Annotated in this window: 6 protein-coding genes; 4 read left to right on the top strand and 2 right to left on the bottom strand. The window is 57.6% G+C overall.

Going from position 1 to position 6,746, the window contains the following annotated elements; all coding sequences use genetic code 11:
* Both ACG74X_RS11775 and ACG74X_RS11770 read left to right on the top strand, forming a co-directional pair.
* A partial coding sequence (locus ACG74X_RS11775) for a hypothetical protein (protein ID WP_411234978.1) occupies positions 1-297 on the top strand: 297 nt, incomplete at its 5' end.
* Between the two features lie 35 nt (positions 298-332).
* A complete protein-coding gene (locus ACG74X_RS11770; protein WP_411234976.1) occupies positions 333-1,373 on the top strand; it encodes an AAA family ATPase in 1,041 nt (346 codons plus the stop codon).
* A 389-nt stretch (positions 1,374-1,762) separates the two neighbouring features.
* On the opposite strand, the gene ACG74X_RS11765 is transcribed toward ACG74X_RS11770, so the two are convergent.
* Positions 1,763-2,062 (bottom strand): hypothetical protein, encoded by a 300-nt coding sequence (locus ACG74X_RS11765; RefSeq protein WP_411235011.1) that lies wholly within the window; start codon positions 2,060-2,062, stop codon positions 1,763-1,765.
* Between ACG74X_RS11765 and ACG74X_RS11760 the strand changes: the two genes are divergently transcribed.
* Both ACG74X_RS11760 and ACG74X_RS11755 read left to right on the top strand, forming a co-directional pair.
* Complete coding sequence (locus ACG74X_RS11760) at positions 1,994-3,967, top strand: S8 family peptidase (protein ID WP_411235010.1); 1,974 nt, start codon at positions 1,994-1,996, stop codon at positions 3,965-3,967. The genes ACG74X_RS11765 and ACG74X_RS11760 overlap by 69 nt on opposite strands.
* Before the next feature lie 151 nt (positions 3,968-4,118).
* Positions 4,119-4,907: a hypothetical protein gene (locus tag ACG74X_RS11755; RefSeq protein WP_411234975.1), complete on the top strand. Its 789-nt coding sequence runs from the start codon at positions 4,119-4,121 to the stop codon at positions 4,905-4,907.
* Positions 4,908-5,700: 793 nt separating this feature from the next.
* Here ACG74X_RS11755 and adhP read toward each other — a convergent pair.
* Positions 5,701-6,723, bottom strand: a complete 1,023-nt coding sequence (gene adhP / locus ACG74X_RS11750) for an alcohol dehydrogenase AdhP (RefSeq protein WP_411234974.1) — start codon at positions 6,721-6,723, stop codon at positions 5,701-5,703.
* Between the last annotated feature and the right edge of the window lie 23 nt (positions 6,724-6,746).

Genomic DNA, 6,746 nt, shown 5'->3' with positions numbered 1-6,746 from the left:
GGCCAAGATCTTTCCCGCACCGCAGCAAACGCGCAAAGCCTGACCAGAAAGGCGCTCGCGCTCTGTTCAGCGCATCACTTTCTGCGCTCGCAAACGTTAGTTTTTCCACAGAATCGGCGGGAAGCTGCCGTTTGCCGCGGGAGCGAAAAATCGGAGGAAGTTCAGCTATTTCCGACATTCGAGATTGAAGCGACCGCACTGAACACATTATCGCCACTCTCTCAAGTTCTGGAGTCGCTCCACGACCTTTTCGATGGTGCAGATTCTCCGTTTGAGGTAGAAGCTATCGCAAGCTGAACCGTCATCTTGATTTCGACGCAGGCCTTGGAGCAATGAGCTTTTTCGGAAAGGAGGAGCAGGTGATGACTACACGACAGATTCTTGCCCTCCTCAATTCGCACATCGAGGGCGACGAAGATCAGTTCCTTTCAGTGGCTTTGCAGATCGCCGCGCAACAGGCGCGCGAGGGGCGGGCCGATGACGCGGAGAAGCTAAAGCGTGTCGTGCAGAAGGCGCGCGATCAGCGGCGGCTTGGCGCTCCGACAGGGGTACAGACGCCGATTCCGATGGCTCGCCCACGGGCCGAACTTCAGGGGCTTGTCGAGAGCACTTTCCCAAAGATTACCTTGGGCAGCATGGTGCTGACCGACGATGTGCGGAACCGACTCGCCCGTGTGGTCCGTCAGCAAGAAGAACGCGCCACGTTGCGTCAATTCGGTCAGAAGCCCACAACCCATTTGCTTCTCGTTGGGCCTCCCGGAACAGGCAAGACAATGACGGCCTCGGCGTTGGCCGGTGAGCTTCGGTTGCCCTTGTTCACCGTTCGGCTTGAGTCCCTTTTCAGCCGGTTCTTCGGGGAGACCGCAGGCAAGCTCCGGATGCTGTTCGATCAAATTGCCCAGATGCGTGGCGTGTATCTTCTAGACGAGTTCGACGCTATAGGCGCTCGCCGAGGTGATCCGAACGACATTGGCGAAATTCGCCGGGTCCTGAATTCGGTTCTCGCATTCATGGAAGAACCGAATTCGACGGATAGCGTTGTGCTGGCCGCGACAAACCATGTTGAAATTCTAGACGAGGCCTTGGCTCGCCGGTTTGACGAGGTGGTGGAATATTCGCAGCCCAAAACCGAAGCGGCGCGGGCGATTATTGAAAAGCGGCTTGGCAAGTTCAAGTTGAGCGCGAGGTCTTGGTCCTCATTGGAGCCGGCATTGGCCGGGTTGAGCCCGGGCGAGCTTGTACGCGCCACGGACTCTGTGGTGAAGGACGCAATTATTGACGGCGTGACAAAGATTTCGGCTGACTCCCTGCGCTCGGCCCTGCATGATCGCCAGACCCTTAAGGGGAAGTTTCGCAAAGGCGCGAACCTATAGCCGTGCACGCTGAGCGTGAATGGTGAACCCAATAAAATTGGAAGCAGGGTCTGATGGCGGATCAAAGTGATTTCGACGCGCGTAAGCATGTACACATCCCGTTCGACGTGTTCCGGGACGAGGTTGGTTATTCCTACCCGAAGCAAAAGATGGACAAGAAGCCGCTTCGGGAAGATTACGCGGCACACGCCCAGAACCTTCTCGACCAATTGGCTGCCGCGTTGGGTGAGATACCTGGGGCGGGGCACGACAACCGTTTGCCCGTCGAGGGGCTGAAGCCCGGGAAGATTGTTGAGGTGGGCACCATGCCGCCGCAATCTGCCCGCTCTGGCGCGGTGAAACTGCCTAAGAACTTCGAGTTTCCGCAGGAAGATGTGGTGGTGCTTCGATCAGATCGGCGAGACGACCGAACGGAAAGCGCCCTCATTTTTGTACCGGATGACGCCCGCGCTTTTCTGCGGGGCAGGCTTCAGGGGTATGGAAAAGACCCTGGAAACCAGGCACGGCAGGACCTTGACCGATTTGAGCGGATTGAGACGATCCAATCCGCAGTGGCACGGTCCCTCTTCGTTGGTCCGGCGGACTTCGATTCTTCCGATGCCGTTTGGTGGGAACTCTGGGTGCGCGGTGGCGCGAATATAGCCGAAGGTGTCTCTGCGGCGGCTCAGCATGCAGACCTTGAGGTTCATCAGGACCGCCTCTTTTTCCCGGATACGACCGTTCTTTTCGTGCACGGATTGGCGGCCACGGCAGCGGATTTCGCTGGCAGGGTGCTGGGAGCGCTTGTGGAAGTGCGAAGGTCAACCGCCACGATTGAGCCTTTCCTCGACAGGCAGGGCAATGGTGTCGGACCGGAGGATTGGGTTGCCGATCTTGTGAATCGGGTTAACCCGCCGCCTGCGGACGCAAATGCGGTCTGCACATTGGACACTGGTGTTGCGGGTGGGCACCCGCTGATCGCTCCCGGGCTGCGCGGGGCTTGGGCCTATGATGCGGCTTGGGGGACCGATGATCACCATCCAGATGGCGGACATGGCACGCCGCTGGCCGGACTGGCGCTCTATGGGGACTTAGAGGCCCTAATGAACGACATGCGGCAGGTGGAGCTTTCCCATGCAGTCGAGTCAATGAAGCTCCTGCCGCCGCCCGGATTTGCGGATACTGCACCGCCCAATCGTGGTGTGGTCACTGAGGGTGCCGTGTCTCTTGTCGAGGTAGAGCGACCGAATGTGCGGCGGGTCTTTTGTATCGCAAATTCATCTGGTTTCTACCCACCCGACCGTCCGTCAACTTGGAGTGGAGCTCTAGATCAAATTACCTCAGGGGCAATGCCCGGTGATCAGGAGCCGGGGGTCCAAGCCGCAGAACGCCCTAAGCGCATGGTTGTGGTTGCTGCCGGAAATATGCTCGGCGGAATGCTGGATGACGTAATTCAAACGCATCCGTTAGAAGACCCATCGCAAAGCTGGAACTCGCTCACCATTGGTGGGTTTACTCGAAAAGAAACACCTCCTGTCACGCCGCCGGGCCTTGGTGTGGCGGTTCCGGCAAATCATCGAAGCCCTTTCAGCCTAGGCTCAACAGAACTTGCAAATGATTTGACGCCGATCAAGCCCGAGGTTTTGTTCGAAGCTGGCAACATGTCGGTTGATGCATTCAATTTCTGCCTTTGGCAACCGTCCTTATCACTGCTTGCCCCCGGCTCCGATGTGTTCAACCAACCGCTTGTGCCATTTTGGGCGACCAGTGCGGCTGCAGGGATGGCGGGGAATTTCGTGGGTGGCTTGCAGGCTGCCCTGCCTGATCTGTGGCCCGAGACGCACCGGGCGTTGACTGTAGATTCTGCCTCGTGGCCCGAGCCGATTCGAAAGCACTTTATTGGTCCGCGCGGTGCGCATTGGAAAGGCGGGAGCAAAGGAAAGAAGCAAAAGGCCCTGCGTGAGTTCGGTTATGGTGTTCCGAACCTTCAACGAGCCGTGTTCTCGGCGCAGAACGATGTGACGCTTGTGGCGCAGGCTCCGATTCAGCCCTTCGCCCCCAGTGATGCAGGCGGCCCGCCAGTTTTCAACGAAATGCACTTTTATGACCTCCCGTGGCCGAAGGCAGCCCTGGAAGAGATTGAAAATGGCATTGTCATGATGAAGGTCACTCTTTCCTATTTCATTGAGCCGAATCTTTCTGGCCGCGCCGCAACCCGCCCCGAGACTTACCGTTCGTTCGGGCTTCGATTTGCCATAAAGAAACGCTCGGATACAAAACAACAGTTCCTACGGCGCGTTTCTGGGCATCAGGAAAAGGGCACCCCGCCTGCGGAGACGGAAAAGGATTGTTGGCTCCTTGGCCCAAAAGCGGTGCAAGCCGGTTCGCTCCACTGTGACCTGTGGCGGGGCAAGGCGATTGACCTCGCGTTGCACGACGCGATTGCGGTCTATCCTGTCACCGGGTGGTGGAAGACCCATTCAGGGCAGAAGCGTTTCAATGACAAGGGGCGCTATGCGTTGGTGATTTCGATTTCCGCGCCAGGACAGCCCGTCGACCTTTACACTGAAATCAGTGCGATGGTTGAAGCCAAACAGATCGAAGCGTTGGTCTGACCACGACCCGCCAAACGAATGACAGCTTATGAGGGCGGCAACTGCAGCATTACGGGACGGTTTTGGATGTCTTCTTTGGGCCGAGTCTGCCTAACCCGAATTTCACTGTTTGCCCATTTCCTCGGCGAGGCGCTACAGATATAGCTAAAAAATGAAGCTTAAGCGCGTTCTTGAAAAACTGTCTGATCTTGCAAGCCGCAGTGTGATCCCACAGGGGGTCATTGACGAGGGGCGCATATTTTCACTGGGCGTTTTCGTGAATGAAGAGCACCTGCACGGTCGTGTTGTGGATGTAGTAGAAGGCCTTAGGGAACATGTTGGCCAGCCCTTTGAACTGCACCCATGGGCCTTCCTCTACGACATCTCAACATTCAAACAAGACGGTAGAACTTCCCCAATAACGGTTGTGGGGGTTGTCTGGCCTCAAGCTGATGGCTCTGTGGTTGTCAAAGACTTCATAGCTATGCCCAAAGGTCTGCGCTTGATGAAGCAATTTCTGTTCCGACATACACCTGCCGGAACGACGGTAAATGTCGCGGGAGGCGACGGGAGCCAGGAGGACCGCGTCGCTGGATCACTTTACCCACCGGCAATTGCAATGCTAAACACCCGTGGATGCAGCATCGACCTAAGACGTGCGCCAAATATTGAAAACGCACGACGTAAGCGGCAGGGCAAGACAGCGATACCTGCACATTATGCCGTTGACGCATCTGAGTATTTCACTGCGCTCGGTTCTGCAAAAAACACAGCAGATCGCGGCGGGGCCCACGCAAGCCCGATCCCTCACCTGCGTCGTGCTCACGAACGTATCCTACCAAATGGAAAACGTATCTGGATACCATCTGCCTTGATCAATGTGCGAAACGAGGGCGACATTGCTTTCGTTGAACGTCGAAAATCGTACCGACGTGGCGAAATGCGACAAGAGAGACAATAGAGACAAGAGACAAGTGGCTGACATTGTCTTCGGCCGCCCAAAACTTTCTGCTCGTCGACAGATGGCCGCTTTTGAGAAGCTGTACTGCGGCGTTAAACTGAAATTGAATGTCGACAATGGGCCGGGAGCGTTAGGAGACGTGAGGGCAGACCTCCCGGGAACCATGCTCCCTTCCTGCGCAGAACGAACCTTCTGGCGCCTTGATGCCGAAGGTCCGGTTGGGTCGGAAATGCTTGGCATTTGGGTCGGAATTGCTTGGCACGGCCCACTTACAAGGTTCAGAAAATTCGCCGGGAAGAGTCGGAAATGCACGACATTCGACAAACCAAGAAGATCATGCGCTTACCTTAAATCACCCCAAGTGGCATTTGGGTGGTTTGAGGCTTGGGGTAACGTCTGGGGCAACAGAAAATGCCTGCAGTCGGATGGTGCCGCGATTACATGTCTTGCCAGCTTCAAGGTGAATCACCTGCGCACGGCAAAAAGAATAATGGCCAGCCCCGCTCCTACATGTGCTGACCTGCACCGCGCCCCGGCATAGGTGCAGGGCCGTGCCTTATCGGGGTTCTAGGGTCAGGATGCATTGATTTTCAACGCGTTGCGTGTTTCACGGCTCGGAAAACGGAGCGGTAACATGAGCGACCTTTTCTGGCTGACCGATGAGCAGATATTCGAGCCGCCTCAGTAAACGCCAGCGTCGCCCGCATAGCGGGTTTTGGCCCGGACAGTGGTGTGGGTCGTAAAGCTGCGATGGTCGGCCCGGACAGTCTCCGGGCCGACTGCGACAGTGAGATCAGGCCGAGAGGTCCATGACCATTCGGCCTTCTATCTTTCCGGCCTTCATCCGATCGAAGATCGTGTTGACGTCATCCAGCGAGGCCGTTTCGATCGTGGCTTTCACCTTGCCGTCGCTGGCGAAATCGAGCGATTGCAGGAGATCGAGCCGTGTGCCCACGATGGAGCCGCGCACAGTAACGCCATTCAATACCATACCGAAGATGTTGAGCGGGAAATCCCCCGGCGGCAGGCCGTTCAGGGCAACCGTGCCGCCGCGATCCACCATGCCAATGGCCTGCTCGAAGGCCTTTTCGCTGACCGCCGTCACCAGGATGCCCTGAACGCCGCCGCCGGTTTCGCGTTTGACCTCGGCTGCCGGATCCTCGCTCGTGCGGGCGTTGACGGTGATCTTGGCCCCAAGGCGTCGGGCAAGGTCGAGCTTGGCATCGTCGATATCGACCGCAACCACGTCGAACCCCATGGCGACGGCGTATTGCACCGCCATATGCCCAAGCCCGCCGATGCCGGAGATGGCGACGGTGTCGCCCGGGCGGGCATCCGTCATCTTGAGACCCTTGTAGACGGTCACGCCAGCGCAAAGAACCGGCGCGATCTCGTTGAAGTCTATATTGCCCGGCAGATGGCCGACATAGTTGGGATCGGCCAGGACGTAATCCGCGAAGCCGCCGTTCACGGAATATCCGGTGTTCTGCTGGCTTTCGCACAGCGTTTCCCAACCGCCCAGGCAATGGCGGCAGTGACCGCAGGCTGTATAGAGCCACGGCACACCGACGCGGTCGCCCTCTTTTACGTTGGTCACACCCTTGCCGACGGCCGAGACGAACCCGACCCCTTCATGGCCCGGAATGAAGGGCGGTTCGGGCTTGACCGGCCAATCGCCCTCGGCTGCGTGCAGGTCTGTGTGGCAGACGCCCGAGGCTTGAATGGCCACCTGGATCATGCCGGGTTCGACCTCGGGGATTGGGGCTTCCTCGATCCGGAGAGGTGCACCGAATTCGCGGACCACGGCAGCTTTCATTGTTTTCGACATTGTTTTTCCTC

Origin of the sequence: Marivita sp. S0852, assembly GCF_046591575.1 — a bacterium.
Classification (GTDB): domain Bacteria; phylum Pseudomonadota; class Alphaproteobacteria; order Rhodobacterales; family Rhodobacteraceae; genus Marivita.
The sequence above is the reverse complement of the archived record's forward strand: the minus strand, read 5'-3'. Positions and strand labels throughout refer to the sequence as shown.